The following is a 26,505-nucleotide window of genomic DNA, read 5'->3' on the forward strand; positions in this document are numbered from 1 at the left end:
CGGGCGCTCAGGGCTTGCGGCCCACTCCGCCGGCCATGAACTTCTCCAGGTCGGTCGGCTCGCGCAGCAGGGGTTCGTCCGGACGCCACTGCGGCAGGTAGACCACGCCGGGCTCGACCAGGTCCCAGCCGTCGAAGAAGGCGGTGATCTCGGTCTTGTCGCGGTAGCGGCCGCTGCCGAGCCGGGTCAGCAGGATCTCCTCCGAGCGCTTCGCGAACGGGGTGCCGGAGCAGAAGTGCGTGATGAACACGTGGCTGCCCGGCGGGACGGCGTCGCGGTAGGCCGCCACGATCCCGGCGGGGTCGTCGGCGTCGTCGAAGTGGTGCAGCACCCCGCACAGCAGCACGCCGACCGGCTCGTCCAGGTCGATCAGCCGCCGGGTGTCGGGATGGCCGAGCACGCGGTCGTGCTCGCGGAGGTCGGCGGTGATCACGGCGGTGTCGGCGGTGTCGGCCAGCAGGGCGCGGCCGTGCGCGAGCACGATCGGGTCGTTGTCGACGTAGACGACGCGGGCGCCGGGCAGGTGGCGCTGCGCCACCTGGTGGACGTTGTCCTGGGTGGGCAGGCCGCTGCCCAGGTCGAGGAACTGCCGGATGCCCTCCTGGCACAGGAAGCGGACCGCGCGCCGCAGGATCTCCCGGTTGAGCCGGGTGGCGCGGCCGGCCTCGGGGGTGAGGGCGTACAGCTGGTCGCCGACGGCCCGGTCGACGGCGAAGTTGTCCTTGCCGCCCAGCATGTAGTCGTAGGTGCGGGCGACACTGGGCACGGTGACGTCGATGCCGCTCCGCCGCAGCGCCTCGGCGTCGGGGTCGGCGTCGGCGCCCAGGTCGGCGAAGGACTCTGCCAGCCCCTCTGCCAGCCCCTCGGCCAGGCCGTCCGCGAAGCTCTCGGCGGGCGGGCCCGGTCTCAGATCCTCGTCCGGCATCGCCGCATCGCCGCCTTAGCGCCCTGGCGTCCGGCCTGTCTGGAACGCCGCCTTCGAGCATCGTAGGGGCGGCGGTGGCGCGCCGCGGCGCGCTCGGGCATGCGGCCGTGCGCGTATCGGATTGCGGTCCGCCGAAACGGGATGCCCTACTGCGCGCTGGTCATCCGGTACACGTCGTAGACGCCGTCGACCGAGCGGACCGCCTTCAGTACGTGGCCCAGGTGCGCGGGGTCGGCCATCTCGAAGGTGAACTTGCTGATCGCCACCCGGTCGCGGCCGGTGGTGACCGAGGCGGACAGTATGTTGACGTGCTGGTCGGACAGGATGCGGGTGATGTCGGACAGCAGCCGGGTGCGGTCCAGTGCCTCCACCTGGATGGCCACCAGGAACATGGAGTCCTCGGTCGGCGACCAGTCGACCGGCACCATCCGCTCGCGGTCCAGGGTCTTGGCGTTCACGCAGTCGGCGCGGTGCACCGACACGCCGTTGCCCCGGGTGACGAAGCCGACGATGGGGTCGCCCGGCACCGGAGTGCAGCACTTCGACAGCCGCACCCACACCGAGGGGTCGCCCTCGACCACCACACCGGGGTTGCCGCCGGGGCGCTGCCGCCGCGAGCGGGTGGGCAGCGCCGTCTCGGCGATGTCCTCCTCGGCGCTGTCGATGCCGCCGAGGGAGTCCAGCAGCTTCTGCACGACGGTCTGCGCGGTGACGCTGCCCTCGCCGACGGCGGCGTACAGGGCGGTGACGTCTGCGTAGCGCATGTCGCGGGCCAGCGCCATCAGCGCCTCGCCGCTGAGCAGCCGCTGCAGCGGGAGGTCCTGCTTGCGCATGGCGCGCACCAGCGCCTCGCGGCCCTTCTCGGTGTTCTGCTCCCGGCGCTCCTTGCTGAACCACTGCCGGATCTTGTTGCGGGCCCGCGCGCTCTTGACGAAGTCCAGCCAGTCGCGGTTCGGGCCGGCGTCCGGCGACTTGTTGGTGAAGATCTCCACCGTCTCGCCGTTGTCCAGCTCGCTGTCCAGCGGCACCAGCCGGCCGTTGACCCGCGCGCCGACGGTGGTGTTGCCGATGTCGGTGTGCACGGCGTAGGCGAAGTCGATCGGGGTGGCGCCCTGCGGCAGCGCGATCACGTCGCCGCCCGGGGTGAAGACGAAGACCTCGGAGACCGACAGGTCGAAGCGCAGGGACTCCAGGAACTCGCCGGGGTCGGTGGTCTCCTGCTGCCAGTCGATGAGCTGGCGCAGCCAGGCCATGTCGCCGCCGCCCTTGCTCTTCTTGCCGCCGCCGGCCGCGCCCTGGACCTCCTCCTTGTACTTCCAGTGCGCGGCGATGCCGTACTCGGCGCGGCGGTGCATGGCGCGGGTGCGGATCTGCAGCTCGACCGGCTTGCCCTCGGGGCCGATCACGGTGGTGTGCAGGGACTGGTACATGTTGAACTTGGGCATCGCGATGTAGTCCTTGAACCGGCCGGGGACCGGGTTCCACCGCGCGTGGATGGTGCCGAGGGCGGCGTAGCAGTCGCGCACGCTGTCGACCAGGACCCGGATGCCGACCAGGTCGTAGATGTCGTCGAAGCCCACGTTGCGGGCGATCATCTTCTGGTAGATCGAGTAGTAGTGCTTCGGCCGGCCGCGCACGGTCGCCTTGATCTTGGCCTCGCGCAGGTCGCCGGAGACGTTCTCGATGACCTCCTGCAGGTAGAGGTCGCGCCGCGGCGCCCGCTCGGAGACCAGCCGGGCGATCTCGTCGAAGCGCTTGGGGTACATCGTGGCGAACGAGAGGTCTTCCAGCTCCCACTTGATGGTGTTCATGCCCAGGCGGTGCGCGAGCGGGGCGTAGATCTCCAGGGTCTCGCGGGCCTTCTTCTCCCGCTTGGCCTGCGGGAGGTAGCGCAGGGTGCGCATGTTGTGCAGCCGGTCCGCGAGCTTGATCACCAGCACTTTGATGTCGCGCGACATCGCGACGACCATCTTGCGGACGGTCTCGGCCTGGGTGGCCTCGCCGTACTTGACCTTGTCGAGCTTGGTGACGCCGTCGACCAGCCCGGCGATCTCCTCGCCGAAGTCCTCGCTCAGCTGCTCCAGGGTGTACTCGGTGTCCTCGACCGTGTCGTGCAGCAGCGCGGCGGCGAGCGTGGGCTCCTGCATGCCCAGCTCGGCCAGGATGGTGGCGACGGCGAGCGGGTGGGTGATGTAGGGGTCGCCGCTCTTGCGCTTCTGCTCGCGGTGGAAGTGGGCGGCCACGTCGTAGGCGCGCTCGATGAGCCGCACGTCGGCCTTGGGGTGCGTCGCGCGGACGGTCTTGATGAGAGGTTCGAGTACTGGATTCATGGTCACGCCCCGTTGGGCGCCGAGCCGGGCGAGCCGGCGGCGGACACGGATGGTGGAGGGCGGGGCTGCGGGCGGGAGTGCCCTGGGGGCCGCCGCCGGCGGCGGGCCGGGAGGAGCCGCCCGCTCGGCGCCGTCGGCGGGCGGCGGGCCCGGCGGCGGCGCGGATCTGGCGGCCCGCTCCGCACCCGCCTCGCCGTCGGGCGCCGCGGGCGCGGGAGCGCCTTCGGCGGAACCGGGGGCAGGCCGGGCGTCGGAGGCGCTCGGCGCCGGATGCTCCGGCTGCCGCGCGACGGCTCCTGGCAGACCTACCTCGCTCCGCACGGAGGCGATCACCACCCATCTACATCGCAAGATCCAGTTTAGCGCCGTGGCGGCGCGTAGCACCGGAGGTTAACGAACGGCCGGTGGGCGGTGGGGCGGCGCCCCTCTTACTTAACCCGAGCGTGACCGGCCCGAAACGCACCGTCGGCCGCTCAGCCCACCGTGAGCAGAGCGCGGGTCTCGACGCCGCCCAGCGCGTCGAGGCGCTCGCGCCCGTGCAGGAAGGCCAGTTCGAGCAGGACCGACACGCCGACCACGGTGGCGCCGGCCCGGCGCACCAGCTCCACGGCGGCCCGCGCGGTGCCGCCGGTGGCCAGCACGTCGTCCACGATGAGCACGCGCTCGCCCGGCGTGAAGGCGTCGGCGTGCACCTCGATGGTGGCGCTGCCGTACTCCAGGTCGTAGGAGGCGGCGATGACCTGCGACGGGAGCTTGCCCGCCTTGCGCACCGGCACGAAGCCGGCGCCCGCGCGGTCGGCCACCGGCGCGCCGAGGATGAAGCCGCGGGCCTCGATCCCGGCCACCTTGTCGACGGCGCCGGCACCGTACTGGGCGACCACCGCGCCGACCACCTGCCCGAAGGCCCCGGCGTCGGCCAGCAGCGGGGTGATGTCCTTGAACACCACCCCGGGCTGCGGGTAGTCGGGCACGTCGCGGACGCGTGCGGCGATCAGCGCGCCGAGGTCGGCGGCGCGGTCTACGGTCATGCTGCTTCCCGCCCTGTCGTGGCCGCCGCCCCGCCCGGACCGGGGTCCGGGCGGGGCGGCGGGGTGCGCGCTACTTCTTGTCGGAGTCGCGGCCGTCGGGCTCGCCGCCGGAGCCGGTGGTCTCGCCGTCGGCGCGGTCGGTGGTGTCGGTGTCGTCGTCCTCGTCGGCGAAGTCCTCCGGGCTGAGGTGGTCGGCGCTGAGCCCCTCGGGCTCGCTCACCACCTGGGCGATGGACTGCTTGACGAACTCCGCCTCGACGCCGGGGGCGATCTCCAGCACGATGCGGTCGTCGGTGATCGCGGCGACGGTGGCGAACATGCCCGCGGTGGTCATCACCGTGGAGCCCGGCACCAGGCTGTTCTGCATCTTCGCGGTCTCCTGCATCCGCTTGCGCTGCGGGCGGATGAAGACGAAGTAGAAGAACGCGAAGATCGCCGCGATCATCAGGATGTTGATCAGCAAGGCGTTCCCGCCGGCGCCGCCCTGCGGCTGCGCGAGTGCTGTGAGATCGCTGTGGCCCTGCACGTGGGCGTCCCTTCCTAGTGGGTCAGAGAGTATTCGGGTGCCGGTCCCTGCCGCGCCGTACGGTGTCGGGCCGCCGTCCGCGCCGCGCGGACGCGGGACGGGGCGCCTCCGCCGTCTCCGGCGGCGGTGCGGGCCGCAGGGTGTGCACACGGTGTATTCAGCTGTGCCGGACGCCGGTCCTGACCGGGCCGGTCTGGCCCATCAGCCTATTCGCCCAGCGAGGCGCGGCGACCACCCCCGGCACGGGCCGCGGTGCGGACCTCGCCGGTGCGCGGCCGCCCGGCCGGGGCCCGGCCGTCGCGGTGCGGCGGGGGCGCGCACGGGCGGGTGCGAGTGCGGCACCTGCTGCGTCACGGTGTGCCCGGCTCGTCGTCGCCGTCGTCGAGGCGGCCGCCCTGCCCGATGTCGGCCTCGTCGAAGAGGGTGGCGGCGCCCGCGAAGGCGGCGTCCGGTGGCGGAGTGAGACCAAGATGTGACCATGCGGCAGGTGTGGCGACCCGGCCGCGGGGAGTGCGGGCCAGCAGTCCGGCGCGCACCAGGAAGGGCTCGGCCATCACCTCGACCGTCTCCGACTCCTCCCCCACCGCGACCGCGAGGGTGGACAGCCCGACGGGGCCGCCGCCGAAGCGCTTGAGCAGCGCGCCGAGCACGGCCCGGTCCAGCCGGTCCAGGCCCTCGTCGTCCACCTCGTACAGCCGCAGCGCGGCGCGTGCGGTGGCGCGGTCGAGGCGGCCGTCGGCGCGCACCTCGGCGTAGTCGCGGACCCGGCGCAGCAGCCGGTTGGCGATCCGGGGGGTGCCGCGGGAGCGGCGGGCGATCTCCTGCCCGGCATCGGGCTCCAGCACCACGCCGAGTAGACCGGCGGAGCGGTGCAGGATGCGTTCGAGGTCGGCGGGCTCGTAGAAGTCCATGTGCGCGACGAAGCCGAAGCGGTCGCGCAGCGGCGCGGGCAGCATGCCGGCCCGGGTGGTCGCGCCGACCAGGGTGAAGGGGGCGACGTCCAGCGGGATGGCGGTGGCGCCCGGCCCCTTGCCGACCACGACGTCGACCCGGAAGTCCTCCATCGCGACGTAGAGCATCTCCTCGGCCGGGCGGGCCATCCGGTGGATCTCGTCCAGGAACAGCACCTCGCCCTCGCTGAGGGTGGACAGCACGGCGGCGAGGTCGCCGGCGCGCTCGATGGCGGGGCCGCTGGTGATGCGCAGCGGCGCGCCCAGCTCGGCCGAGATGATCATGGCGAGGGTGGTCTTGCCCAGGCCGGGCGGGCCCGACAGCAGTACGTGGTCCGGGGCCCGGCCGCGCCGCAGCGCGCCGTGCAGCACCAGCGACAGCTGCTCGCGCACGCGGGGCTGGCCGATGAAGTCGTCCAGCCGCTTGGGGCGCAGCGCCCCCTCGACCGCGCGGTCGTCGGCGTCGGCGGCGGCCGCCACCAGTTCGCGGTCGGGGGCGCCGTAGGGGCCGGCGTCCAGGGCGTCGTCGGTGCTCACGCGCGGCTCAGCCTGCGCAGCGCGGACTTGAGCAGGACGGCGAGGTCGGGCTCCGGCCCGGCTTCGGGCGCGACGGCGGCGACGGCGGACTCGGCGTCCTTGGCCGACCAGCCGAGGTTGACCAGCGCGGCGCGCAGCTGCGGCCGCCAGTCGCGCTCGGCCGCGCCGGGCTCGGCGCCGGTGCCCGGGCCGTCGGGGTCCTCGCCCAGCGGGACGCCGAGGCGGTCCTTGAGTTCGAGCACCAGGCGCTGGGCGCCCTTGCGGCCGATCCCGGGCACGCGGGTGAGCGCGGTGATGTCGTCGGCGGCGACGGCGCGGCGCAGCGCGTCGGGGGTGTGCACGGCGAGCATGGCCAGCGCCAGCTTGGGGCCGATGCCGCTGGCGGTCTGCAGCAGCTCGAAGACGTCGCGCTCGTCGTCGTCGGCGAAGCCGAAGAGGGTCAGCGACTCCTCCCGCACCACCAGCGAGGTCGGCACGTGGGCGTCCTCGCCGACCCGCAGCCGGGCCAGGGTGGCGGGGGTGCAGTGCAGCGCCATGCCCACACCGCCGACCTCCAGCACGGCGGAGTCCACGCTGCGGGCGGCCACCCGCCCGCTGATGAACGAGATCATCCGGGGCTCCTCACTCGGGGCGGCGCGCAGGGGTGCGCGCGGCGGTCTGGGCGGCTGCGGCGCGAGCGATCCTGGCCATCGCGCCGCCGCGCCAGACATGGCAGATGGCCAGCGCGAGCGCGTCGGCCGCGTCGGCGGGCTTCGGCGCCGCGCTGAGCCGCAGGATGCGGGTGACCATCGCGGTGACCTGTGCCTTGTCGGCCCGCCCGCTGCCGGTGATGGCGGCCTTGACCTCGCTGGGGGTGTGCAGCGCGACGGGCAGCCGCAGCCGCGCCGCGGCGGTGATCGCGATCCCGCTGGCCTGGGCGGTGCCCATCACGGTGCGCAGATTGGCCTGGGCGAACACCCGCTCGACGGCGACCGCGTCGGGCCGGTGCTCGGCCAGCCAGCCCTCGATCCCCTCGGCGATCCCCAGCAGCCGCTCCGGCAGCTCCGCCGCGGCCGGCGTGCGGATCACCCCGACCGCGACCAGCGACAGCGGCGCCCCGGGCGCCCCGTCGACCACCCCGACCCCGCACCGGGTCAGCCCGGGATCGACGCCCAGCACCCGCACGCGCTCACCTCGGTTCGTCAGCCCCGCGAACATCCGTTCGGTCCGAGGTTAGCGACTCCCACCGACGAACACCGCCCGACACCGCCGATCCCGCCGGCGCCGCCGGGCCGCGGCGCCCTGCGGTCGCCGTTCCGGGAACCGGCTTGCCACCGAGGAGGCGGGCGGCGGAGGATCGCGCCATGGTGTCGTCCGCCATTCGCCTGTTCGTCGCGCTGCTCCGGCACAGCGGCGCGTCCCGCACGATCCTGCACGACGTCGCACGCGAGATCTTCCCGTGGATCCGCTTCCTGCCGCCCGCCGACGCCGAGGCCTTCCTCGCCGAGCTGGCCGATGTCCTGCGCGCCGCACAGGACATCGACAACCCCGGTCCCGCCATGCAGTGCGTCGTGGAGTGGCGGCACACCGCAGAGGCCCATGCCGCACCGGATGTCCGCGAGGTCCTGGTCCGCGGCGAGTACGACGACCTCGGCCCCGTCCCACCGCCCGCGGCGGAGCGGTGAGCCCGAAACGGGGCGGTTGCGTGGTTCCGCCGGCGGCCGCGTGTGGTTCTTCGTCGACCCGGACGAGCATGTCGTCTGGGTCGAGTACGCGAGCCCGCGCCGTCCCAGGGCGACCGACTGACGCGGTGCCTCACAGCTCGCGGCTCCAGTTCTGGCCGGTGAGGTCGTGGCCGAAGCTGCGGTGCGGGGCCTGGTCGGTGAGGGTGAAGCCGGCGCGCTGGTAGATGCGGCGGGCGGCGGCCAGGACGTCGTTGGTCCACAGGGTCATCCGGCGGTAGCCGGCGGCGCGGGCGAAGGCGATGCACTCGTCGACCAGGCGGCCGCCGATGCCGAGGCCGCGGGCGGCGGGCTCGACCAGCAGGAGGCGCAGGCGGGCGGTCTCGTCGTCGTCGCGGACGCAGAAGACGCAGCCGACCCTGGCGCCGCCGACCTCGGCGATCCAGACGGCCTCGCGGGCGGGGTCGGGCCCGGCCGCGTAGTCGGCGACGATCTTGGCGACCAGGGCCTCGTAGCTCGCGTCCCAGCCGTACTCCTGGGCGTAGAGGGCGGCATTGCGCGACACGACCCAGCCGAGGTCGCCCGGGCGCGGCGGGCGCAGCACCACGACTGGGGCGGAGCGGCGGTCGCCCAGCAGGCGGCGGACGGTCGACATGGCGTCCAGCAGGCGGTCGCGCTCGTCGTCGGAGAGCGCGGACAGCAGGCCGAGGACGTCGGCCGAGGAGCGGTCGTCCAGCTCCTTCTGCACGGCGCGGCCCTTCTGGGTGAGCTGGACGGTGCGGCGGCGGCCGTCGCCGTCGGAGCGCTCGCGCACGATGAGTCCGGCGGAGGAGAGCCGGACCAGGATCCGGCTCAGGTAGCCGGCGTCCAGGCCCAGGGCGGCGCGCAGCCCGCCGACCTCGACCGGGGATCCGTCCGCGGGGTTGGCCAGCTCCCACAGCACCCGCGACTCCGTCAGCGAGTAGGGCGAGCCGAGCAGGCCCTGGTCGAGCAGGCCGATCACCCGGGTGTAGAAGCGGTTGAAGGCGCGGACCTCCGCGACCGACTCGTCCGACATGACCAGCCTCTCTGCCGAAGTCAGTTATTTCTTTGACTCAGGCAATGATATGGGTACGGCTCCGCCGCGGTCCACCGGTTCACCGGCACCGCTCCCCCGTCCGGACGCACCGCCGCGGCGAGCCGGACCGGACCCGCCCGCACGCCCGCGGCCGGGACGGCGGCGAACGCCCGGGCCGGAAAGCGCCCGGCGGCGCGCCGATCGCGGGGATCGGGGCGCCGCCGGGCGGAGTCCGTGCGGATCAGCGGCTCAGCCGATGCGCTCCAGGATGTCGTCGGAGATGTCGGCGTTGGTGTAGACGTTCTGCACGTCGTCGGAGTCCTCGAGCACGTCGACCAGGCGCATGACCTTCTTGGCGGTCTCCTCGTCCAGCGGGATCTCCACACTGGGCAGGAAGCTGGTCTCGGCCGACTCGTAGTCGATGCCGCTGTCCTGCAGCGCCGTGCGCACCGCGACCAGGTCGCCAGCCTCGGAGACGACCTCGAAGGCCTCGCCGAGGTCGTTGACGTCCTCGGCCCCGGCGTCCAGCACCGCGAGGGTGAGGTCGTCCTCGGTGACGCCGCCCTCCTTGGGCACGATCACGACGCCCTTCCGGTTGAACTGGTACGACACGGAGTTGGGGTCGGCCAGCGAGCCGCCGTTGCGGGTGAGCGCGGTGCGGACCTCGGAGGCGGCCCGGTTGCGGTTGTCGGTCAGGCACTCGATGTAGACGGCCACCCCGCCGGGGGCGTAGCCCTCGTACCAGATGGTCTGCCACTCGGCGCCGCCGGCCTCCTCACCGGCCCCGCGCTTGCGGGCGCGCTCGATGTTGTCGAGCGGCACGGAGTTCTTCCTGGCCTTCTGGACGGCGTCATAGAGGGTGGGGTTGCCGTCGATGTCGCCCCCGCCGGTGCGCGCGGCCACCTCGATGTTCTTGATCAGCTTGGCGAACAACTTGCCGCGCTTGGCGTCGACCACGGCCTTCTTGTGCTTGGTTGTCGCCCACTTTGAATGGCCGCTCATGCCTGTCCTTTCACGATCTTCACAAACAGTTCGTGGATGCGCGTGTCACCGGTCAGCTCCGGGTGGAACGACGTGGCCAGCAGCTGGTCCTGGCGGACGGCGACGATCCGGGCGGGGCCGCCCCCGGCGCCGGCGATCCGGCCCAGCACCCGCGCGCGCCCGCCCACCGACTCCACCCACGGGGCCCGGATGAAGACCGCCGTCAGCGGCTCGCCCGGGACGCCGTCGATCTCCACCGGCGCCTCGAAGGAGTCGATCTGGCGGCCGAAGGCGTTCCGGCGTACCACCATATCGAGACCGCCGATGGTCTCCTGACCGTCGGCGCCGTCGAGGATGCCGTCGGCCAGCATGATCATGCCCGCGCAGGAGCCGTACACGGGCAGGCCGCCGCCGACCCGCTTGCGCAGCGGTTCGAGCAGGTCGAAGGAGCGCGCCAGCCGCCACATGGTGGTGGACTCCCCGCCGGGCACGACCAGCCCGTCGAGGCGGTCCAGCTCCTGCGGGCGGCGGACGGCGACGGCGTGCGCGCCGACCGCCTCCAGCATGCGGACGTGCTCGCGCACGTCGCCCTGGAGGGCGAGTACTCCGATGGTCGGGGCACCGGCGCGGTGTGCGGGGTCCGGAGGGATGGACAAGGGCGGAACCTCACTGCGGCACGTGCGGTCCCGCCGGGCGACGGGGCCGCGCGGCGGGTCCGCGATACGTCGTGTTCTCTCCTTAGCAGCCTAGATGCCCACCGGGGGCGGTCGCGCCGGTCACCTGCGCCCCAGCCGGTAGCGGCGCACCACGCCCAGCGCCGCGAGCGCCAGCAGCGGCAGCGGGAGCACGCCCAGGCCCGGGAGCAGGGCGTTGAGCAGCCGGCGGGGCGAGGCCCACATCGGCAGGGCGCCGACGCCGAACAGGTCCACCACGACGTAGCAGGCGGCCGCGGCCAGCACGGCGAGCAGCAGCCACCCGCGCCGGGGGTCGGGCGGGGCGGACGGCCGGACGGCCGGGCGGCGGCGCTGGGTGACCCAGTCGGGCTGGCGGCGGCTCACGGACACGACGATACGCCGCCCGGCCGCCGAACGCCCGGACCCCCGCCCGCATCCGCTGTGCGCCGCGGCCTCAGCGGGCCGGCACGTCCAGGGCGCGGGTCCACAGCGCTGCCACCGCCGCCAGGCAGGCGGCCGCGCTCCGCCCGGGCGGCGGGTCGACCACGGCGCCGTGGATCTGCGCCTCCACCCCCTGCACCGCCAGCAGCGCGGCCAGTTCGGGGTCGTCACCGCCCCGGCCGAGCCGGCGCAGCTCGGCGGCCAGCCCGGCGGCGGCCCGCCGCTCGATCGCGCGCAGCCGCGCCACCAGCTCCGGCACCCGGGGCGCCTGGTCGAACAGCAGCCGGTGCAGCCGCGGGCGCCCGGTGTGCAGCTCGGCCACCGCGCCGACGAGGCCGGACACCAGCCCGGGCAGGTCCGGCCGCTCCCGCGCGCAGGCGTCGAGGGCCTGGTCGAGCACCTGGACCGCCTCGGCCAGGTGCTCCTCGGCCAGCGCGGTCAGCAGCGCGTCCTTGTTCGGGAAGTACTGGTACAGCGAGCCGATCGACACCCCGGCCCGCTCCGCGACCCGGTTGGTGGTGGTCGCGGTGTAGCCGTGCCGGCCGAAGAGCTGAGCCGCCGCCTCCAGGATCGCGGCCACCGTCTCCTTGGACCGCTGCTGGCGCGGCCGTTTGCGGGGTGTGCTCACGCCGCCTCCAATGCGAGTACCGAAAACTGAGGATAGCTCGCATTATGGAGGGGCGGATGCCGCTTCCGGCACCGGCCTACCCTCCCTCCCCGAACGGAGTCCGCTCCCCCCATGCCGCCCGACCTGCTCGCCTACGCCGCCCGGATCCTGCCCGGACTGCTCCTGATCGCCTGGTGCTTCGCACTGGCCCGCCGCGGCGGCGACCCGCTGCCGAGGATCGCGGTGCTGCTGCTCGGCTTCGTGCTGCTGCGGGACGCGATGACGCCGACCGGCCTGTGGCGGCTGGGCAGCGTCGACGGGGTGCTGGTCTGGCTGCGCTTCACCGAGAACGCGCTCACCCTGGTGCTGCTCGGACTCGGCACGTTGGCGGCGACGGGCGCGCTGCTGCGCTTCGACCCCGAGCTGCGCGCCCTGGTGCGCTGGGGGCGCGCCGACGCCGCGGCCGTCGCGCTCGGGCTCGGCGGCGGGCTGGCCGCGGCCGCCCCCGTCCTGGCGCTGAACCTGCTGTGGCCGGTGCACGAGCGCGGCGGCGCGGTGGCGCTCGGCCTGCTGCCCGTACTGGCCTTCTTCTCGCTCTCCGGCAACCTGGCCGAGGAGGTGCTGTTCCGCGGCTTCCTGCAGGGGCGGATGGAACCGGCGCTCGGCCCGGCCCGCGCGGCGCTAGGCTCGGCCGTGCTCTTCGCCGCCTGCCACGTGTTCCTGGCGTCGACGGTCACCGGCGCGGGCTGGCCGCTGCTGGCCTTCACCCTCTACGAGGGCCTGATCTGCGCCGCCCTGCGGATGCGCCGCGGCGTGCTGCCCGCCGCCCTCGCGCACGGCACGGCGATCTTCCTGCTCGGCGCCGGACTGCCGTAGGGGCCGCGACGGCGGCGGGGGAGGTGCCCGGTGGCACCTCCCCCGCCGCGCGGCCGCCGCGGCTACCAGCCGCGCCCGGCGTAGCGCTCCTGCTCGGGCAGCTGGTCGATGTTGATGCCGACCATGGCCTCGCCGAGGCCGCGCGAAACCTTGGCGATCACGTCGGGGTCGTCGTGGAAGGTGGTGGCCTTGACGATGGCCTCGGCCCGCTTGGCGGGGTCGCCGGACTTGAAGATGCCCGAGCCGACGAACACGCCCTCGGCGCCCAGCTGCATCATCATCGCGGCGTCGGCCGGAGTGGCGATACCGCCCGCGGTGAACAGCACCACCGGCAGCTTGCCCAGCTCGGCGACCTCCTTGACCAGCTCGTACGGCGCCCGCAGCTCCTTGGCCGCGACGAACAGCTCGGCGGCGTCCAGGGTGGTGAGCCGCTTGATGTCGGCCCGGATCTGGCGCATGTGCCGGGTGGCCTCGACCACATTGCCGGTGCCGGCCTCGCCCTTGGACCGGATCATCGCGGCGCCCTCGGCGACGCGGCGCAGCGCCTCGCCCAAGTTGGTGGCGCCGCACACGAAGGGCACCGTGAACGCCCACTTGTCGATGTGGTGCGCCTCGTCGGCCGGGGTCAGCACCTCGGACTCGTCGACGTAGTCGACACCGAGCGCCTGCAGCACCTGGGCCTCGACGAAGTGGCCGATGCGGGCCTTGGCCATGACCGGGATGGACACCGCGTTGACGATGCCGTCGATCATGTCGGGGTCCGACATCCGGGCGACGCCGCCGTCCCTGCGGATGTCGGCCGGCACCCGCTCCAGCGCCATCACGGCCACGGCGCCGGCGTCCTCGGCGATCCTGGCCTGCTCGGGCGTGACGACGTCCATGATCACGCCGCCCTTGAGCTGCTCGGCCATACCGCGCTTCACGCGGCCGGTCCCCACCGCGCCGGACTCGGGGGTGGTCTCGGAGTTGCTGGACGACACGGGCACTACCTCACTGCCGGGAAAGGGACGACCTGGACGGACTCATCACGAGCCCGCCGTTCCAGTCTAATCACCGCCTGATCAACCCGATCCAGCCCGGTACACCCATGCGGCCGAGCCTCATCCGGCCGGGTCGGGCGTGTCGTGCACCCGCCGTTCCCGCAGGTCGGTCAGGTAGCGCGCGGCGGTCACGAAGACATGGTTTCGTGTTCTCACACCCGCTCACGCCGCCATCTTCGGCGGTTCGTCGTCGATCTCGAAGAAGTCGGGGAGTTCGGCGCGGCCGGAGAGACGCAGCAGGCGGACCAGGCGCTTGCGGCGGGCGAGGCGGGTCAGGGCGACGGCGTCGTTGTAGAAGCGGCGGGCGAGGTAGACCTGCTTGGCGGCCATGCGCAGCTCGGTGTACAGCTCGGGGCCGCCGGGGCGGCCGGTCAGCTCCTGGTGGAAGCCGTCCTGCTCGACGACGGCGCGCAGGACACCCGACAGGTGGCTCTCGGCGAGTTCGCGGGCGTCGGGCTCGTCGGCGCGGCGGGCGTCCTGGGCGGCCTCGGCCAGCAGGACGGCCGTGGCCGGGTCGAGCCGGCCCGACGAGGCCAGTTCCAGGACGACGGCGCTGCGCCGGACCAGGGCGGCGTCCAGGGCGGCGCGGGCGGTCTCGACCCTGGTGTGCAGTCGGTCCAGCCGGCCGGCCCGCCAGGAGATGTAGAAGGCGAACAGGCCGAGGACCGAGACGACGATCGCGAGGTCGCCGAGGAGTGCGTGGAAGACCTCCATCGGTCAGCGCCGGTTCAGCCGAGCCCGGGCGGGCTGGCGGGGGCGAGTCTGCCCGGCTCGCTCGGGCGCGCGGCCGGGAGCACGGTCTGGTAGACGGCGGCCACGTCGGCGGCGACGGTGGTCCAGTCGTAGGCCCGCACCGCCGCCCGCGCCCCGGCCGACAGCCGCTCGCGCAGCGCCGGCTCGTCCAGCATCCGCTCGGCGCCGCGCACCAGCGCGTCGGGGTCGCCGACCCGGAACAGCTCGCCGGCCTCGCCGTCGCGCAGCACGCTGCGGAAGGCGGCGATGTCGCTGGCCAGGATGGCGGCGCCGGCCGCCATCGCCTCGGTCAGCACCATGCCGAAGCTCTCCCCGCCCAGGTTCGGCGCGCAGAACACGTCGACGGAGTGGTAGGCGCGCACCTTGTCGGCCTCGCTGACCTTGCCCAGCACGGTGATGCGCTCGCGCAGCCCCTTGTCGACCTTGGCGAGCACGTCGGAGGGGCCGGGGCCGACCAGCAGCAGCCGCAGCCCGGGCCGGCGCCGCGCCAGGGTGCCGAAGGCGCGCAGCAGCACCGGCAGGCCCTTGCGCTGCTCGTCCATCCGGCCCAGGAAGCCGATCACCCCGCCGCGCTCCGCGCCGCCGAGCCGGCCGTCCAGCCGCCCGGGCCAGCCGGGCAGCGGCTCGCTCTGGGCGTACTTGGCCACCGGCACGCCGTTGGGGATCAGCACGGCGTCGCCGCCCAGGTGCTCCACCAGGGTGGTCCTGGCCGCCTCCGACACCGCGATGCGGCCGCTGATCTTCTCCAGCGCGGTCTGCAGGGCGGCGGCCGAGGCCGACATGGCCCGCGAGCGGGGGTTGGCGGTGTGGAAGGTGGCGACCAGCGGCGCGTCAGCGGCCCAGCAGGCCAGCAGCGACAGGCTCGGGGCGGCCGGTTCGTGCACGTGCACGATGTCGAAGGCGCCCTCGCGCAGCCACCGGCGCACCCGTGCGGCGGCCAGGAAGCCGAAGGCGAGCCGGGCCACCGAGCCGTTGTAGGGCACCGGGATGGCCTTGCCGCCGGAGACGGCGTAGGGCGGCAGCGGCGCCTCGTCGTCGGAGGGCGTGATCACCGAGACGTCGTGGCCGAGGCCGATGAGCGCCTCGGCCAGCTCGGCGACGTGCAGCTGCACACCGCCGGGCACCTCCCAGGTGTAGGGGCAGACCAGCCCGACCCGCACGTGACTCTCCTATCTCGGCTAACCCGTCGACCGGTCCGGCCGCGCGGCGCGCCGCGCCCGCCGGGGGTCGAGGTCGGCGCTGAACACGCGCTGCAGCATGTGCCAGTCCTGCGGATGGGCCGCGATGTCGGACTCGAAGGCGCGGGCGAGCGCCTGGGTCATCGCGGTGGTCCGGTGCCGGTCGTCTCCCTCGTCGGGCACCTCGATCTCGTCGTGGATCCTGATTCCCCAGCCCTTCCCGGTGAACCAGAGGCCCACCGGCAGCAGCGCGGCGCCGGTGCGCAGGGCGAGCGTGGCGGGTCCGGCCGGCATCCTGGCCGGCTCGCCGAAGAGGGTGACCTCCACCCCGCTGGAGCTGAGGTCGCGGTCGGCCAGCAGGCAGACGAGGCCGCCCGCCTTGAGCCGGTCGACCAGCACGGGCAGCGGCGGCGGGCCGCCGCGCAGCGCCAGCACCTCCATGCCCAGCGCGGTGCGGAAGGCGACGAAGCGCTCGAAGACCGACTCGGGCCGCAGCCGCTCGGCCACGGTGGTGAGCCGGTACCCGCGGCCGACGATCCAGGCGCCGGCCTGGTCCCAGTTGCCGCTGTGCGGCAGGGCCGCCACCACGCCGCGGCCCGACTCCAGCGCGGCGAACAGGGTGTCGGCGCCGTGGATCTCGGTGCGCTCGGCCAGCCGGCGCGGCCCGATGCTCGGCAACCGGAAGATCTCGTACCAGTACCGCAGGTAGGAGCGCATCCCGGACCGGGAGAGCGCCCGCAGGTCGGCCTCGCTCGGCCCGGGTCCGACGACCCGGCGCAGATTGGCCTCCAGCCGCCGCACCCCGCGCCCCTCGCGCCGCCAGACCGCGTCGGCGATCCAGGTGAACAGCCGGCGCCCCCAGCGCTCGGGCAGCCACCGGATCAGCCCCCAGCCGATCAGGTAGCCGACGGCGATCACGCGTGCCCTCAATCGTGCTCCCCGCAGTGTCGGTACGTCCGCCACGTCCTCATGCCGCCGCGCCGCGCGCCCTCAGGTGCCGCCCACGGTCTCGGCGGCGTGGGTCTGCCGGTAGACGGCCGCGACGCGCTGGACGACCGTGACCACGCTGAGCACGGCCAGCACGCCGAGGCCGCCCCACATCAGGTACGGCACCCCCGCGCCGGTCAGCCCGATGGTGACGAGCAGGATCACCAGCCGCTCGGTGCGCTCGGCGATCCCCACGTCGCAGCGCAGCCCCAGCCCCTCGGCGCGCGCCTTGACGTAGGAGACCAGCAGGCCGGCGACCAGGCACAGCAGGGCCAGGCCGACCAGCGGCGCCCCGCCGTCGACGCGCAGCAGGTACAGGATCAGGCCGCAGAAGATGGCGGCGTCGCTGACGCGGTCGAAGCTGGAGTCCAGGAAGGCTCCCCAGCGGCTCGAACCGCCGGTGGCGCGCGCCACCGCGCCGTCGAGCATGTCGGCCAGCACGAAGACGGTGACGACGACGGTGCCGGCGAACAGCTGCCCGCGCGGGTAGAAGTACAGCGCCGACGCCGCGACCCCCGCGGTGCCGACCATGGTGACCAGGTTCGGAGTGATCCCGAGCCGGGCCATTCCGCGTCCGACGGGGTCCAGGACGCGGGCGAAGACGGGCCGCAGTTGACTGAGCATGGTGACTCCGATCGTACGGCCCAGCGGCCCGCCGCGTACCGTCCTCGCCGTCGCGGGGGCGCGAAGTGACCGAACCGACCGTGGCGGGGGCGCTCGGCCTCCGGTGCCCCGTCGGGACGGGTCCGCGGCCCCTGGCACCGCCGTAACCTGGCCGATCACGGAAGTTCCCGCCCCGGAAACCCGGGCTCGACCCCCTTGTGATATGCGGCTGAGCGCGTCACGGTAGAGCCACCCCTCGGCGCGCGGGGCCGAGGGACGGCCGGGCGCGCGGCCCGGCCGAGCACCCACCCGACCGGGAGGCGATGACCGTGGCCGACAAGTCAGCCAAATCGAGCCCGTCCGGAGCCGCCGGAGGCGTACCGGCGGTCGACCGGCCCACCGACATCCGCAATGTGGTGCTGGTCGGCCATTCCGGCTCAGGCAAGACGACACTGCTGGAGTCCATGCTGCTGGCGGGCGGCGCCATCACCCGGGCCGGCCGGGTGGAGGACGGCACCACCGTGAGCGACCACGACGACGCCGAGGCGCGCCAGTGCCGCTCGGTGAACCTCGCGGTCGCCCCGCTGATGCTGGGCGGTGTCAAGGTCAACCTGCTGGACACCCCCGGGTACGCCGACTACGTCGGCGACCTGCGGGCCGGGCTGCGCGCCGCCGACGCGGCGCTGTTCGTCATCTCGGCCGTCGACGGGATCGACGGCCCCACCAAGATCCTGTGGGAGGAGTGCGCCGCCGTCGGCATGCCGCGCGCGGTGGTGATCAACAAGATCGACCACCAGCGCGCCGACTTCTTCCAGCTGCTGGCCGAGTGCCAGGACGCCTTCGGCGAGGGCGTCATGCCCGTGTACTACCCGGTGGGCGGCGGCGAGGAGCCGCTGCGCGGCCTGGTCGGCCTGCTGTCGGGGCGGCTGTTGGACTACTCCTCGGGCGAGCGGGTGGAGGCCGACCCCGGCGAGGAACTGCTCGACCGCCTCACCGACCTGCGCAACGCGCTGATCGAGGGCGTCATCACCGAGAGCGAGGACGAGGCGCTGATGGAGCGCTACGTCGAGGGCGGCGAGATCGACGCCGCCGCGCTCATCCCCGACCTGCACCAGGCGGTCGCTCGCGGCGGCTTCTACCCGGTGCTGGCGGTCTCGGCCACCCGCGGCGTCGGCGTCGCCGAGCTGCTGGAGGCGCTGCCGCAGGCCTGCCCGGCGCCGACCGAGCGGCCGCTGCCGCCGGTCACCCGCCTGGACGGCGAGCCGGTGGCCGGCCTGGGCTGCGATCCCGACGGGCCGCTGCTGGCCGAGGTGGTGAAGACCACCACCGACCCCTACGTCGGCCGGATCAGCCTGGTGCGGGTCTTCTCCGGCACCCTGCGCCCCGACTCCACCGTGCACGTCAGCGGGCACGGCCCGGCCGAGCGCGGCCGCGGCGAACACGATGTGGACGAGCGGATCGGCGCCCTGTCGGTGCCGCTGGGCAAGCAGATGCGGCCGGTGCCGCGGGTGGTGGCCGGCGATGTGTGCGCGGTCGCCAAGCTCTCGCGCGCCGAGACCGGCGACACCCTGTCCGACCGCGAGGCGCCGCTGCTGATGCCGGCCTGGACCTTCCCCGAGCCGCTGCTGCCGGTGGCGCTGCGCGCCGCGGTCAAGGCCGACGAGGACAAGCTGGCGCAGGCGCTGGCCCGGGTGTCGTCGGAGGACGTGACGCTGCGGCTGGAGGTGAACGCCGAGACCCGCCAGCTGGTGCTGTGGTGCATGGGCGAGGCGCACCTGGAGGTCATCGTGGACCGGCTGGCCGACCGCTACGGCGTGCGGGTGGAGACCAGCGCGGTCCGGGTGCCGCTGCGCGAGACCTTCACCTCGCCGGCGCACGGCATGGGCCGCAACGTCAAGCAGACGGGCGGCCACGGCGAGTACGGGGTGTGCCGGATCGAGGTGGAGCCGCTGCCCTCGGGCGCCGGCCTGGAGTTCGTCGACAAGATCGTCGGAGGCGTGGTGCCGCGCCAGTTCATCCCGTCGGTGGAGAAGGGCGTGCGGGCGCAGATGGAGCAGGGCCTGGAGTCGGGCTACCCCTGCGTGGACATCCGCGTGACGCTCTACGACGGCAAGGCGCATGCGGTGGACTCCTCCGACATGGCCTTCCAGAAGGCGGGCCGGCTCGCGCTCAAGGACGCCGCCGAGCACGCCCAGATGGCCATGCTGGAGCCGGTGGACGAGGTGGAGGTGCTGGTCGCCGACGAGTACGTGGGCGCGGTCATGTCCGACCTGTCGGCCCGCCGGGGCCGGGTGCTGGGCACCGAGAACCTGGCCGGGGGGCGCACCCTGGTGCGGGCGGAGGTGCCGCAGCTGGAGATGGTGCGCTACGCCGTGGAACTGCGCTCGCTCGCCCACGGCACCGGCGCGTTCAGCCGCGGCTACCTGCGCCACGAGCCGCTGCCCGCGCACGTCGCGGCGCGGCTGCCCGCCGCGGGCTGACGGCCGGGGCGGGCGCGCGGGCCTGCGGGCCCGGCGCGCCCGCCGCCGCGGCCGGGCTCACTCCGCCGGACGGACTTCGTCCAGGGTGATCTCGCCGTCCTTGTTGTCGTCGGACGCCACCGCGTCGGGGCGGCCGTCGCCGTTGACGTCGATCTCCACCTCGACGGTGCCGTCCTCGCGGGTGCGGCCCTTGGCGGTGACGGTCTCCTCGACGCCGTCGGCGTCGAGGTCCATCGAGGTGGTGATGCTGCCGTCGGGGTTGCGGCGGTACTCGGGCTCGGGAGTCTGCTCGGCCATGGGATGGGTCCCCTTCCGGGACGTGTCGAACGGTCCGCCGCGCAGCTGCCGCGCGGCGGTGGGGCGCCCGGGGGCGCCCGGCGCACCGCCGGGAGCGGCGGGCGCGGCGTGCCCGGCCGTGTCGCGGCCGGACCCGCACCAGTATGGACCAGCCTCGGCGCACGGCGGGGCGCGGCGAGGGCTCCGGTGGCCGGACCCGGCGTCCAGGGCGCGAGATCTACGTTTTCGTGACATCGTGGTCGGCCGCACGTACCCGGCGGCGCCCGTCCACTGGTCTAGGCTCGCCGCATCCGCGTCCGAGAGGAAAACTGGAGTCCCGCATGTCCCCACCGGCCCCGTCCCCCTCCGCTGACGATACCGGCGCCGCCCCGGCGCCCCCGGAGACCGGAGCCGCGGCCGCGACGGCCGAGCCGCGGGGGCTGAGCCGCACCGGCCGGGCGCTGCGCCTGGTGGCGTGCACGGTCTGCCTCGCACTGCTGACCTTCGGCACCTTCTTCTGGGACGACTTCCACTTCCCGTTCGGGCCGTTCCGGATGTACTCCACCCGCAACGACCCCAACGGCACCATCCAGGTGGCGATCCTGCAGGGCCGCACCGAGAGCCAGGACTGGCACGACCTGCCGTTCCACCCCGACATCACCGGGGTGAACCGGGCCGAGGTGGAGGGGCAGATCCCGCTGTTCGAGGCCGATCCCGACCGGCTGAGCGTGATTGCCGACGCGATGGCCGCCCAGCAGCCGCACCTGGAGCCGCTCACCGGCGTCCGGCTGATCAACCGGTACCACCTGCTCGAGGAGCGGCGGCTCAACGGCCACCGCGACGACCTGATCGCCGTCTGGGAGGCGCCGTGAAGATGCTGAGGGCCGCCGCCGACTGGTGGTTCACCCCGATGCCCGACGCCCGGGTGCGGGTGTTCCGGGTCGTCATCTACCTGTTCGTCGTCTACGACGTGCTCTTCATCCACAACATCGCCGCCAACCACGCGCACACCGGCGAGCTGTACCGGCCGCTGGAGATCGCCGAGCTGCTCTCGCTGCCGCAGCCCACCCCCGTGCTGATCACGGCGGTGCAGTGGACGCTGATCGCGAGCTGCCTGCTGTCGGCGGCCGGGTGGTTCCCGCGGGTGTCGGGGACCATCGCCTTCCTGGCCTACTTCGAGTGGTGCATCATGTCGTTCTCCTACGGCAAGGTGGACCACGACCGCATCGCGCTGCTGGTGGCGCTGGCGGTGCTGCCGACCGTGGGCCGGGCGCTGGCCGCCGACCGCACGCTGTCGGCGGCGGCCGGGTGGGCGCTACGCTGCGTGCAGGTGGCCGTCATCGCCACCTACTTCCTGTCGGCCTTCGCCAAGTTCCGCTTCGGCGGCTTCGACTGGGCCAACGGCGCCACCCTGGTGCGCGCGGTGTTCCGGCGCAGCACGGTCTTCTCCGAGTGGATGCTGGACGTGCCGTGGGTGCTGCACGCCGGCCAGTGGGCCATCCTGCTGATGGAGCTGTCGGCGCCGGTGATCTTCCTGGTGGCGCTGCGCTGGCGGTACGCGATGGTCGGCATGTTCGTCGCCTTCCACATCGCCACCTACATGGTGATCACGATCGTGTTCCTGCCGCACACCATCTGCCTGGTGCTGGCCTTCCTGCCCACCGAGAAACTGGTGTGGTGGGCGCGGGACCGCTTCGCGGCGCTGCGCGGCGGCCGGACCGGCACGGCACCGCCGCCGGGCGGCGCGGCGGCCGGCGCGGCACCGTCCGCGTCCCCGTCGGCACCGGCGGCGGCCGCCCCGGCCGAGGGCGGCTGACCCGCTTCTCGGAGGCGGGCGGCGCGGCTCAGCTCGCGCCGCCCGCCCCGGGCCGCAGGTGGGCGGGCATGGCGCAGGCGGCCGTGCCGCCCGGCAGGCGGTGGCGGTTCACCGCGACCAGCTGGTAGAGCCGCTGCATCAGCGGGCGCAGCGGCGCCGCCCGCAGCAGCGAGCCCAGCGGCCACCAGTACGGGCGGGCGGAGCTGAGCAGCACCGCGCCGACGGCGTCGGAGCCGCCCTCGACCCGGCCGTCCTTTCGCACCCACAGCACCTCGTACTCGGCCCGCTCGGCGGTGGTGCCGAGCGCGGCGAGGTCGGCGAACTGCCAGGCGACGATGTCGGCGTCGGCCTTGACGTACCGCTCCGCGAAGGCCACGCACCGGGTGCAGATGGCGCAGTCGCCGTCGTAGACGAGCACGGGGCGGGTGCGGGCGGCCATGGCGGGCTCCTCGGGCGGTTCGTCGGCGTCGTGTCGGTCGCGGCGGGCGCGCGCTCGGCGCGGCCCCCGGTGGATCCACGCTACCGCCGGCGGCGGTGCGCCGGGACGCCGCCCGCCCGGCACGCCGGGCCGGGCGCCGCCTAGTCCTCGCCGAGTTCCGCGGGCGGCCAGGGGTCGATCCTGCCGACCGGGTCGCCGCAGCCGTTGTAGACGGTGCCGTCAGGGCCGATCCGCTGCTCCTGGGTGCACAGCTCGGGCCGGTCGGGGGCGACGGTGGGCCGCTCGCAGCCCTCGTAGGGGTCGGTGATCTGGCCGGACTCCGGGATGCCGCCGCGCGGGCAGGCGGACGGCCGGGACTCGGGCACCGGGAAGCCGTTCTCGGGCGGGCAGCCGCCGCCGGAGTCCGGGCCGTCGCCGCGGGCGCAGTCCACCGTCTCGGGGCCGAGCCCGCCGGGGCCGCCGAAGAGCTGCTGCAGGCCGGAGCCGACCGACGGGCCCAGCTGGCCGAGCCCGGCGATGAGCGCCGCCGCGATCAGCCCGGCCAGGACGATCAGGCCGCCGTACTGCACCGCCGCGCTGCCCCGGTCGGACGCCGCGCGAAGCCGTGATCCGCCGCCCATGACCTGCTCCGTCCGCCTCGACCGCTCCTGGGCTCCAGGGTGACCGACGGCACAGCGGGTGCCTAGAGCCCAGGGGCCCGGGCCCACGGGCCCACTGGGCCGGGCGGGCGGTTCAGGACGGGGCGGGCCAGTGCTCGGCGAGCAGGGCGCGGGTGTCGCGCAGCAGCTGCGGCAGCACCTTGGTGCGGCCGACGACGGGCATGAAGTTGGTGTCGCCGCCCCAGCGCGGCACGACGTGCTGGTGCAGGTGGGCCGCGATGCCCGCCCCCGCGACGGCGCCGAGGTTCATGCCGACGTTGAAGCCGTGCGCGTCGGAGGCCGAGCGCAGCGCCGCGATGGCCTGCTGGGTCAGCGCGGCGATCTCGGCGGTCTCGGCCGCGTCCAGCTCGGTGTAGTCGGCGACGTGGCGGTACGGGACCGCCATCAGGTGGCCGCTGTTGTAGGGGTACAGGTTGAGCACGGCGTAGGCGGCCGCACCGCGCCGCACGATGAGGCCGTCCTCGTCGCCGAGCAGCGGGATGCGGCAGAACGGGCAGCCGTCGCCCGCGCCGTTGCCGGTGGGCTTGCCCTCCCCCTTGATGTACGCCATCCGGTGCGGGGTCCACATCCGCTGGAACCCGTCGGGCTCCCCCACGCCGTCCTGGGCCTGCCGCTCGGTCATGCCAGCAGCATACGGCCGGGCGCGGCGGGGGCCGGGCCCGCGCCCGGGGCGGGCGGCGCGGCGGTCACGGCTGGTCCAGGCCGAGCAGACCGCGCAGGTGGCGGGTGGGCGGGGAGCCGTGCGCCAGCATCGCGTCGTGGATCTCGCGCTGCGCCGCCGAGGGGCGGGCCGCGCGCAGCTCGGCGGCGATGCCGCGCACCTCGCGGTGGCCGACGTAGTAGGTGGCCAGCTGGGCGCTGGTGAGCAGCGCGCGCCGCCACTTGCCCACCGCCGCCGCCTCCTCCTGGTGACCGCGCTGGATCATCAGCTCCATGGCCTCGGCCTCGGTGAGCTCGAAGCAGTGCACCCGCACGTCCAGGATGGCGTTGATGGTGCTGCGCAGCAGCATCTTCAGCCGCATCAGCCGGAAGGCCAGCGCGGTGCGGCGGTCCTCGCACCAGCCGTGCCGGTCGACCAGTTCCTCGGCGTACACCGCCCAGCCCTCCACGAAGGCGCCGTTGCGCAGCGCGGCCCGCACGGGGGTGGCGCCGCGGTAGCGGGCGGCGTGGCCGAGCTGCACGGCGTGGCCGGGCATGGCCTCGTGCACCATCGTGTCGCGCAGCAGGTGGCCGTTGTACTCGCGGTAGTAGGAGGCGGCGCGCTCGGCCGGCCAGTCGTCGGGCGGCGGGGCGACGGCGACCAGCATCGGCACCCGGCCGCCGCCGGGCGGGGCGGACTCCAGCGGCCCGGGCGGGTCGCAGTAGGCGGTCGCGACGCCCCGGTGCGCCTCGGGCATCGGCCCGACCGCGATCTCCTGCTCGTCGGGGATGGTGACCAGGTCCAGCTCGGTGATCCTGCGGGTGGCGTCCGCCAGCGCCTCCCGGCACAGCGGGAGCACGGTGTCGGCGCCGCTGGGCGCGTCGGCGGCCAGGCCGTCGAGCACCCCGCGCACCTCGTCGGGGGCGAGGCGGCGCCCGGCGTACTCGGCGGCGGCCTCGGTCAGCTCCTCCTCGACGGCGATCAGGTCGCTCTCGGCCCGGGTGAGCAGCGCGTCCGGGGACAGCTCGGAGTCCAGCGTGTACCACAGCTGGGCGGCGTAGTCGCGGGTGCCGAGGCGGGAGTCGCCCGCCGCCTGCTCGACCTGCCCCTCCAGCCAGCGCAGGTGCTCGTCGAGGGCGTCGGCGGCGGTGGCGCGGGCCGCCTCGGTCTCGGCGCGCAGCCGGGGCTCCCGCTCGACCAGCGCGTCCAGCTCGGCGCCGAGCATCGCCAGGGTGCCGCGCACCCGGGTGATCGCGGTCTCCACGTGCACCCGCGGCATGCCGTGCAGGGTGGCACGTGCGGTGGCCAGCGCGCCGGGGACGGCACGGAACCGCTCGGCCAGCGCCACCAGCCGGTCGGCGGGCGGCAGCGCGTCCCGCACGATCAGCCCGTACAGCGCGTCGCCGGGCAGGTGGGCCAGCGGGTCCCACTCGTGCGGCCGCAGCTCGGTGAGCCGCCACAGGTCGGCGGCGACGCGCGAGCGCAGGATGTCCAGGTCGACCCGGTCGGGCGCGCTGAGGACCGCGTCGTCGATCTCGTCCAGCGCGCCGAGCGCGTCGACCAGGACGTGCGCGCGCTCGGCGGTGCCGTCGGGCGAGAAGTCGGCGAGCCGGTCGTCGAAGCGGTGGTCCCCCAGCGAGGTCGCCCAGGCGGGGTCGGCGCGCATCAGCTCGCCGAGCACCTGCCCCGCCACCTGGCGGAACCGGGCCACCATGGCCGCGTGCTCACCGCCGGACGAGGGATCGGCATGGGGCTCCGGGGTGTCGGTCATCGCCGCACGCCCCGCCCGCTCGGCCTGCCGGTCCGGCGGTTCAGACTCATCGCTGCTCCCTCGCTCCCACGGTGGCGCCGCTGCGCCGCGCCGCTCCCCCAAGGCTCCGTACCCTACTCAGCCCACCGCCAATGCGCTCGGCGCGGACGCGCCGGAAGGAGCCGGAACTAGGAGGCGGCCTTCGCCGCGGCGAGGAATTCCCGGTACTCGTCGGCCCATTCCGCGCCCCGCTGCTCGGCGGGCAGCGCATCCAGGCCGTTGGCGAGGTGGTCGGCGGCGGTCGCGTGGTCCCCGAGCTCGTGGTGGACGACTCCGATGTTGAGGCGGAAGAAGGCCGGGGTGTACCAGTAGGCGGGCGGTGGCGGGGTGCCCGCGCCTTCGATCAGCTTCGCGGCGGTGTCCAGCAGGCGGCGGGCTTCGTCGTCGGCGCCGAGGGCGGCGTAGCCTTTGGCGGCTTGCAGCGTGTCGAAGACCTTCAGGGCCGGGTGGGCACCCGGCGTGGCGAGGGCCGCGTGCGACGCGCGCACGACGGCGCGGTGCCGTCCCTGCTTGCGCGCCACGTAGCCCCGGAAGCCGGCCGCCAGCTCCGCGACGGTTCCGTCTCCGACCTCGTCGGCGAGTTTCTCGGCCTGCCTGAACAGGTGCACGGCCGCCGCGTCGCGGCGCAGGGCGGCGTGCAGCCAGCCGGTCCACACGGTCCACTCCGCGACCACCCGGGCCAGCGGATCGCGGTGCGGTCCGCTGGCCTCGCGCATCAGGGCCGCGATGGCGTCCAGCTGCGCGGTCATCGGACCGACCACGGCGGCCGGTCCGACCGCGTCCTCCAGGCGGCGCTGAGCGGCCAGTACGGCGGCCAGCGCCTCAACGGCGGCGCCGTCGAGGCGCACGGGGCGCTCGATCACCGAGGCCAAGCGCTCGGATCGCTCATCATCCGGGCCGGACGGATCGTTGCGGGACTCCCGACTCTCAGGGATACCGGCGGTACGTTCGGGGACCGGATCCACGAACCTCGCGAAGCGCGCCTTGACCTCGTCACTCGATGACGAAAGGGACGAATCCAGAGCCTGCTGATTCACCGGCCGCGGTCGGACGCCCGCTCCGGCCTTTTCCCACTTCGAGACCATGCGCTCGCCGACCCCGAGATGAGCGGCGAAGTCGCGGATACTCATACGTTTCGCTTCTCGCAGCGCACGCACTTCGCGCCCGGACCAGACCTGGACATTCGCTGTCATTTCTGATTCCTGGTGGTCTCGGCTGGCCGACCCGTCCG

28 protein-coding genes are annotated in these 26,505 nt (G+C 74.3%); 5 read left to right on the forward strand and 23 right to left on the reverse strand.

The features are described 5' to 3' along the window. Nucleotides 1-7: 7 nt before the first annotated feature. The 7 genes from CLV72_RS24030 to ruvC all read right to left on the reverse strand — a co-directional run bounded on the left by CLV72_RS24030 (nucleotide 8) and on the right by ruvC (nucleotide 7,460). Nucleotides 8-925, reverse strand: coding sequence for an SAM-dependent methyltransferase (locus tag CLV72_RS24030; protein WP_106250626.1), 918 nt, complete (start codon nucleotides 923-925; stop codon nucleotides 8-10). A 146-nt stretch (nucleotides 926-1,071) separates the two neighbouring features. After that, complete coding sequence (locus CLV72_RS24035) at nucleotides 1,072-3,585, reverse strand: RelA/SpoT family protein (protein ID WP_425428121.1); 2,514 nt, start codon at nucleotides 3,583-3,585, stop codon at nucleotides 1,072-1,074. Between the two features lie 143 nt (nucleotides 3,586-3,728). After that, on the reverse strand, nucleotides 3,729-4,283 hold the full coding sequence (locus CLV72_RS24040) for an adenine phosphoribosyltransferase (RefSeq protein ID WP_106250632.1): 555 nt from the start codon (nucleotides 4,281-4,283) through the stop codon (nucleotides 3,729-3,731). Between the two features lie 70 nt (nucleotides 4,284-4,353). Next, nucleotides 4,354-4,809 (reverse strand): preprotein translocase subunit YajC, encoded by a 456-nt coding sequence (gene yajC, locus CLV72_RS24045; protein ID WP_245930411.1) that lies wholly within the window; start codon nucleotides 4,807-4,809, stop codon nucleotides 4,354-4,356. Between the two features lie 350 nt (nucleotides 4,810-5,159). After that, a complete protein-coding gene (ruvB, locus tag CLV72_RS24050) occupies nucleotides 5,160-6,278 on the reverse strand; it encodes a Holliday junction branch migration DNA helicase RuvB (RefSeq protein ID WP_106251308.1) in 1,119 nt (372 codons plus the stop codon). Between the two features lie 14 nt (nucleotides 6,279-6,292). Next, on the reverse strand, nucleotides 6,293-6,907 hold the full coding sequence (gene ruvA, locus CLV72_RS24055; protein ID WP_106250634.1) for a Holliday junction branch migration protein RuvA: 615 nt from the start codon (nucleotides 6,905-6,907) through the stop codon (nucleotides 6,293-6,295). A gap of 10 nt (nucleotides 6,908-6,917) precedes the next feature. Further along, a complete protein-coding gene (gene ruvC, locus CLV72_RS24060; RefSeq protein ID WP_106250637.1) occupies nucleotides 6,918-7,460 on the reverse strand; it encodes a crossover junction endodeoxyribonuclease RuvC in 543 nt (180 codons plus the stop codon). 179 nt (nucleotides 7,461-7,639) lie between these two features. Between ruvC and CLV72_RS24065 the strand changes: the two genes are divergently transcribed. Continuing rightward, entirely contained in the window at nucleotides 7,640-7,960 is a 321-nt protein-coding gene (locus CLV72_RS24065) for a DUF6247 family protein (protein WP_106250639.1), read from the forward strand. 130 nt (nucleotides 7,961-8,090) lie between these two features. Here the strand turns inward: CLV72_RS24065 and CLV72_RS24070 are convergent, their stop codons facing one another. The 5 genes from CLV72_RS24070 to CLV72_RS24095 form a co-directional block, all read right to left on the reverse strand. Continuing rightward, nucleotides 8,091-9,014, reverse strand: a complete 924-nt coding sequence (locus CLV72_RS24070) for a bifunctional helix-turn-helix transcriptional regulator/GNAT family N-acetyltransferase (protein WP_106250641.1) — start codon at nucleotides 9,012-9,014, stop codon at nucleotides 8,091-8,093. A 249-nt stretch (nucleotides 9,015-9,263) separates the two neighbouring features. Continuing rightward, complete coding sequence (locus CLV72_RS24080) at nucleotides 9,264-10,016, reverse strand: YebC/PmpR family DNA-binding transcriptional regulator (RefSeq protein ID WP_106250647.1); 753 nt, start codon at nucleotides 10,014-10,016, stop codon at nucleotides 9,264-9,266. Continuing rightward, nucleotides 10,013-10,651, reverse strand: coding sequence for a pyridoxal 5'-phosphate synthase glutaminase subunit PdxT (pdxT, locus tag CLV72_RS24085; protein ID WP_281262434.1), 639 nt, complete (start codon nucleotides 10,649-10,651; stop codon nucleotides 10,013-10,015). The genes CLV72_RS24080 and pdxT overlap by 4 nt, the downstream gene beginning before the upstream one ends. Before the next feature lie 120 nt (nucleotides 10,652-10,771). Further along, nucleotides 10,772-11,053, reverse strand: a complete 282-nt coding sequence (locus tag CLV72_RS24090) for a hypothetical protein (protein ID WP_146159545.1) — start codon at nucleotides 11,051-11,053, stop codon at nucleotides 10,772-10,774. Between the two features lie 70 nt (nucleotides 11,054-11,123). Next, nucleotides 11,124-11,738: a TetR/AcrR family transcriptional regulator gene (locus CLV72_RS24095; protein WP_245930412.1), complete on the reverse strand. Its 615-nt coding sequence runs from the start codon at nucleotides 11,736-11,738 to the stop codon at nucleotides 11,124-11,126. A 111-nt stretch (nucleotides 11,739-11,849) separates the two neighbouring features. Here CLV72_RS24095 and CLV72_RS24100 point away from each other — a divergent pair, with 111 nt between their 5' ends. Continuing rightward, on the forward strand, nucleotides 11,850-12,593 hold the full coding sequence (locus CLV72_RS24100; RefSeq protein WP_106250655.1) for a CPBP family intramembrane glutamic endopeptidase: 744 nt from the start codon (nucleotides 11,850-11,852) through the stop codon (nucleotides 12,591-12,593). Nucleotides 12,594-12,655: 62 nt separating this feature from the next. On the opposite strand, the gene pdxS is transcribed toward CLV72_RS24100, so the two are convergent. The 5 genes from pdxS to pgsA form a co-directional block, all read right to left on the reverse strand. Next, nucleotides 12,656-13,579, reverse strand: coding sequence for a pyridoxal 5'-phosphate synthase lyase subunit PdxS (gene pdxS / locus CLV72_RS24105; RefSeq protein WP_211303085.1), 924 nt, complete (start codon nucleotides 13,577-13,579; stop codon nucleotides 12,656-12,658). 216 nt (nucleotides 13,580-13,795) lie between these two features. Next, on the reverse strand, nucleotides 13,796-14,347 hold the full coding sequence (locus CLV72_RS24110) for a LemA family protein (RefSeq protein WP_106250661.1): 552 nt from the start codon (nucleotides 14,345-14,347) through the stop codon (nucleotides 13,796-13,798). A 14-nt stretch (nucleotides 14,348-14,361) separates the two neighbouring features. Further along, complete coding sequence (locus CLV72_RS24115) at nucleotides 14,362-15,546, reverse strand: glycosyltransferase family 4 protein (protein ID WP_106250663.1); 1,185 nt, start codon at nucleotides 15,544-15,546, stop codon at nucleotides 14,362-14,364. 18 nt (nucleotides 15,547-15,564) lie between these two features. Further along, complete coding sequence (locus CLV72_RS24120) at nucleotides 15,565-16,494, reverse strand: phosphatidylinositol mannoside acyltransferase (RefSeq protein WP_106250666.1); 930 nt, start codon at nucleotides 16,492-16,494, stop codon at nucleotides 15,565-15,567. 60 nt (nucleotides 16,495-16,554) lie between these two features. Next, nucleotides 16,555-17,175: a phosphatidylinositol phosphate synthase gene (gene pgsA, locus CLV72_RS24125; protein ID WP_106250668.1), complete on the reverse strand. Its 621-nt coding sequence runs from the start codon at nucleotides 17,173-17,175 to the stop codon at nucleotides 16,555-16,557. A gap of 308 nt (nucleotides 17,176-17,483) precedes the next feature. Between pgsA and CLV72_RS24130 the strand changes: the two genes are divergently transcribed. Further along, a complete protein-coding gene (locus CLV72_RS24130) occupies nucleotides 17,484-19,634 on the forward strand; it encodes an elongation factor G-like protein EF-G2 (protein WP_106251310.1) in 2,151 nt (716 codons plus the stop codon). Between the two features lie 57 nt (nucleotides 19,635-19,691). Here CLV72_RS24130 and CLV72_RS24135 read toward each other — a convergent pair whose 3' ends face one another. Then, entirely contained in the window at nucleotides 19,692-19,931 is a 240-nt protein-coding gene (locus CLV72_RS24135) for a hypothetical protein (RefSeq protein ID WP_106250671.1), read from the reverse strand. Nucleotides 19,932-20,251: 320 nt separating this feature from the next. On the opposite strand from CLV72_RS24135, the gene CLV72_RS24140 reads away from it, so the two are divergent. Beyond that, nucleotides 20,252-20,782 carry a hypothetical protein gene (locus tag CLV72_RS24140; protein ID WP_106250673.1) on the forward strand — a complete coding sequence of 177 codons (531 nt, stop codon included), beginning with the start codon at nucleotides 20,252-20,254 and terminating at the stop codon, nucleotides 20,780-20,782. Next, nucleotides 20,779-21,726: an MFS transporter permease gene (locus CLV72_RS24145; RefSeq protein WP_106250675.1), complete on the forward strand. Its 948-nt coding sequence runs from the start codon at nucleotides 20,779-20,781 to the stop codon at nucleotides 21,724-21,726. The genes CLV72_RS24140 and CLV72_RS24145 overlap by 4 nt, the downstream gene beginning before the upstream one ends. A 28-nt stretch (nucleotides 21,727-21,754) precedes the next feature. Here the strand turns inward: CLV72_RS24145 and CLV72_RS24150 are convergent, their stop codons facing one another. The 5 genes from CLV72_RS24150 to CLV72_RS32375 all read right to left on the reverse strand — a co-directional run bounded on the left by CLV72_RS24150 (nucleotide 21,755) and on the right by CLV72_RS32375 (nucleotide 26,467). Further along, nucleotides 21,755-22,165, reverse strand: coding sequence for a thiol-disulfide oxidoreductase DCC family protein (locus CLV72_RS24150; protein ID WP_106250677.1), 411 nt, complete (start codon nucleotides 22,163-22,165; stop codon nucleotides 21,755-21,757). 140 nt (nucleotides 22,166-22,305) lie between these two features. Beyond that, the gene (locus tag CLV72_RS24155) at nucleotides 22,306-22,785 is read right to left on the reverse strand and encodes a hypothetical protein (protein WP_106250679.1); all 480 of its coding nucleotides are present in this window, start codon (nucleotides 22,783-22,785) and stop codon (nucleotides 22,306-22,308) included. A gap of 112 nt (nucleotides 22,786-22,897) precedes the next feature. After that, nucleotides 22,898-23,446 carry an HIT family protein gene (locus CLV72_RS24160; protein WP_106250681.1) on the reverse strand — a complete coding sequence of 183 codons (549 nt, stop codon included), beginning with the start codon at nucleotides 23,444-23,446 and terminating at the stop codon, nucleotides 22,898-22,900. A 64-nt stretch (nucleotides 23,447-23,510) separates the two neighbouring features. Beyond that, complete coding sequence (locus CLV72_RS24165) at nucleotides 23,511-25,235, reverse strand: DUF885 domain-containing protein (RefSeq protein ID WP_425428115.1); 1,725 nt, start codon at nucleotides 25,233-25,235, stop codon at nucleotides 23,511-23,513. 167 nt (nucleotides 25,236-25,402) lie between these two features. Beyond that, nucleotides 25,403-26,467, reverse strand: coding sequence for a helix-turn-helix domain-containing protein (locus CLV72_RS32375; protein WP_211303087.1), 1,065 nt, complete (start codon nucleotides 26,465-26,467; stop codon nucleotides 25,403-25,405). Nucleotides 26,468-26,505: the final 38 nt, after the last annotated feature.

The organism is Allonocardiopsis opalescens (assembly GCF_003002095.1).
GTDB lineage: Bacteria > Actinomycetota > Actinomycetes > Streptosporangiales > Streptosporangiaceae > Allonocardiopsis > Allonocardiopsis opalescens.